Origin of the sequence: Sulfurimonas sp., from assembly GCF_023229105.1 — a bacterium.
In the GTDB taxonomy this organism is placed as follows: Bacteria; Campylobacterota; Campylobacteria; order Campylobacterales; family Sulfurimonadaceae; genus Sulfurimonas.
The window spans coordinates 1-3,896 of the sequence record NZ_JALNZY010000115.1 but is presented as its reverse complement, the minus strand read 5'-3'; the positions used below and the strand labels follow the sequence as shown (position 1 = coordinate 3,896).

Annotated in this window: 2 protein-coding genes and 1 pseudogene; all 3 read left to right on the top strand. The window is 39.1% G+C overall.

Annotation, left to right across the window (positions count from 1 at the left end):
* The first annotated feature begins 488 nt into the window (after positions 1-488).
* Complete coding sequence (lsrK, locus tag M0Q17_RS10830; protein WP_295086736.1) at positions 489-2,051, top strand: autoinducer-2 kinase; 1,563 nt, start codon at positions 489-491, stop codon at positions 2,049-2,051.
* A gap of 77 nt (positions 2,052-2,128) precedes the next feature.
* On the top strand, positions 2,129-3,331 hold the full coding sequence (metK, locus tag M0Q17_RS10825; RefSeq protein WP_295086735.1) for a methionine adenosyltransferase: 1,203 nt from the start codon (positions 2,129-2,131) through the stop codon (positions 3,329-3,331).
* Positions 3,332-3,892: pseudogene (locus M0Q17_RS10820) on the top strand (radical SAM protein); the annotation flags it as partial.
* Positions 3,893-3,896 lie beyond the last annotated feature (4 nt).

Here is a 3,896-nt window from a genome sequence, read left to right as displayed (position 1 = left end):
AAACCTTTAGGTTTTGCAATGGTTGCTTGCTCCTCCCGCTTGTTATCTGGCGCTGTGCGACAGATGACTAGTGGGTGTTCAACCCGCGCCCCCGTTATCCGGTCACGCAGTGAGCGGATAACTATTTATTCAAGCACATTATATAGATATTAACTTAAAAACACAAAAATAACTTACATAATAAATGTGTGTTAATTATAATAATTTAGTAAAAAATATGACAAATTGTAAATTTTTTTACTTTATAGAAAAAATTGCATATTATTCTTAAGTATATAGTGTGGGTTAAGTGTCTTACAGAGAAATAACACGCAAAAATGTTTGTTAATTGTTAAAAAAACTACATAACAAATATAATGTAGCTTAAACAAAGTGGATGACATGCAAGCAAGAAAGACTCTTTACAAAAACAGCAAATCATTATACTATTACCGCAAAAAAAATAGTGACAAAAGAAATATACAAAACCTTATATCTTAGGAAAAAATATGCAATATTTAATGGCAATAGACGCAGGAACTGGAAGCATACGAGCAGTAATATTTGATACTTTAGGTAAGCAGATAAGCGTTGCTCAAAGAGAGTGGACGCATCTTGAAGAGGAGGGTGTGGCTAACTCTATGAGCTTTGATTTTAAGGCAAACTGGGTACTTGCATGTGAGTGCATAAAAGAGTCGCTAAAGAGTGCAAACCTAAGCGGTAAGGATATAGTGGCTCTTAGTGCAACAAGTATGCGTGAGGGGATTGTTCTTTATGATAAAGACGGAGATGAACTTTGGGCAGTTGCGAATGTTGATGCTAGAGCAGGTAGAGAGGTTAAGTATCTAAAAGAGAACTTTAAAGGGATTGAAGAGGAGTTTTATGCGGAGTCGGGGCAGACTTTTGCTCTTGGTGCACTCCCGCGAATTATGTGGCTAAAAAATAACAGACCAGAGCTTTACGAGAGGGTTGTAAAAATCTCTATGATAGGGGATTGGATATTAGCACGACTTTGTGGAGTTATAGCGACAGATCCTAGTAACGGCGGAACTACTGGGATATTCTCCTTGAAAAATCGCAACTGGATAAGCGAGATGTCAAAAAGAGTAGGGCTTAAAGATGAGATATTTTCAGAAGTTTTAGAAGTCGGAACTCTTATGGGAAGCGTTACAGATAAAGCATCAAAAGAGAGTAGATTATCGACTAGTACAAAAGTAGTTATGGGCGGCGGCGATGTTCAGCTCGGATGTGCAGGATTGGGAGTTGTGGATATCGGGCAGGCTGCAATTTTAGGCGGCTCTTTTTGGCAACAAGTGGTAAATATAGACAAAAATACGCCTCCACCACTTGATATGAGCATCAGAGTAAATCCGCATGTAGTCTCTAATCTCTCTCAAGCAGAGGGAATAACCTTTTTTAGCGGTTTAGTTATGAGATGGTTTAGAGATGCTTTTTGTGACATGGAGAAGCTTGAAGCAAAAGAGAGAGGTGTAGATGTTTATACTATTATGGAAGAAAAAGCTTCAAAAATCCCCGTAGGTTCTTATGGTATTTTGCCAATATTCTCGGACTCCATGAAGTATGGCAAATGGTACCATGCGGCTCCTAGTTTTTTAAACCTTAGTATAAACCCAGATATTTGCAACCGTGCTTCAATGTTTAGAAGTTTGCAAGAAAACGCTGCTATAGTCTCAAGCATAAATCTCGATAAAATAAAAGAGTTTACAAATATAAAAATAGATGAAATTGTTTTTGCAGGCGGTGCAAGCAAGGGAGAGCTTTGGTCTCAGATAGTTGCAGATGTAACAGGATGCAGAGTCAAGATTCCTCGTGTAAGAGAAGCTACTGCATTAGGGGCTGCGATGGCTGCTGGCGTGGGTGTGGGGATATACAAAAGTATAGTTGATGCAGCGCGTGAACTTGTTGTCTGGGACAAGGTTTATGAGCCAAAGTTAGAGAATAAAAAAGTTTATGATGAGATAAAAATTAAGTTTGAAAAAGCTTACGAAGTCCAATTAAAGTTAGTAGATGATAATATTACGACTTCAATGTGGAGGGCACCCGGCCTATAGGTTAAAATTAAGGGGTGTTTTTCAAACTAGTCTGCGTGGCGAGAGTCTTGCGGGCTGATAATAACTCAAGGAAATATATGTATCTTTTTACAAGTGAAGTAGTTAGTCCGGGACATCCCGATAAGTGTGCGGATATTATCGCAGATAGCATAGTCGATAGATTAATCATAGGAGACCCGAAATCAAGGGTTGCATCAGAGGTTTTTGTTGCAGGAAAACATATCGTAATCGGTGGAGAGGTAACTTCAAAAACTAGAGTTACAACCGAAGATTATAAGAAAATTGTTCATGATGCGCTTGTAAACATAGGCTATGACGGGAATCCCTACTTTACAAAAGAGGAGTGTCTTCACCCAGAAGATATAGAGCTTCAAGTGCTTTTAAATGCTCAGTCTCCCGATATTAACCAAGGCGTTGACCAAGAAGACGGCGAGACGGGTGCGGGTGATCAGGGGATTATGTTTGGTTATGCTGACATTGAGACGAAAAACTACATGCCAAGCGCCATTACTTACGCAAGAGTTTTGATGGAAAAAGTTTATAACTTTGCAAAGCAAAATCCCTCAAAACTGGGGGTAGATATCAAAACGCAAGTGACAATGGATTACGGTAAAAAAGAGAATTTTGAGAAGTGCCAACCGCAAAAAATCCATACAATTGTAATATCTGCTCCATGTGTAAATACTATGGATATTATCAGCGTAAGAGCTTTGATACAAGATCTTATAGATGATGCTGGACTTCCAAGCGAGCTATACAATAAAAAAGACTGCATTATTCACATAAACCCGACGGGAAAATATGTTTCTCACTCATCCCTGCATGATTCAGGACTGACAGGGAGAAAACTAATAGTTGATAGTTTTGGCGGGTACGCACCTATCGGCGGCGGCGCTCAAAGCTCTAAGGATTATACAAAAGTTGACAGAAGCGGACTTTATGCGGCACGTTACATTGCTAAACATATAGTTGCATCAGGACTTGCAAAAAAGGCACTTGTTCAGATATCTTACGCAATCGGCGTTGCTCGTCCTACTTCTGTTGCAGTTGATACTTACGGAACAGTAATTGGCGGTTTGGATGATGATAAACTCTCAGAGTTTGTATTAAACAACTTCTCCCTTACTCCAAACTGGATAACAAAAAAGTTCAGCCTAGATAAACCCTCAAAAGATACATTTTTATATGCTGATGTTGCGGCTCGCGGGCAGGTAGGACAGAGTGATTATCCATGGGAACAGCTGGGTGATCTTGAGAAATTTGAGGTGTTAAAACAGTAGATGAATTTAAAAGATAAAATTTTAGCAGGGCAAAGAGTAAACTTCGAGGAGGCATTAACTCTTTATGATATGGACCTTTTTGACCTAGGCTTTTTAGCAGATACTATTCGTAAAAACAGACATGGCAAAAAGACATATTTTAATATCAACCGTCATATAAATCCTACAAATGTCTGTGCTGATGTCTGTAAATTTTGTGCCTACTCTGCGACGAGAAAAAATCCCAATCAGTACACAATGAGCCATGAGCAAATCCTAGAGATTGTAAAAGATATCGACTCTCGCGGAGCAAAAGAGGTTCATATTGTCTCAGCTCACAATCCAAATACCGGGCTGGAGTGGTACTTAGATATTTTTAAAAAGATAAAAACTGCTTATCCGCATCTACATATAAAAGCTTTAACTGCCGCTGAGGTTGATTTTCTCTCACGAGAGTATGGTAAAAGCTATGATGAGGTACTCGATTTGATGGTTGAAAATGGCGTGGATTCAATGCCTGGAGGCGGAGCGGAGATATTTGATGAGAAGGTGCGTGATTATATCTGCAAAGGCAAAGTAACCTGAT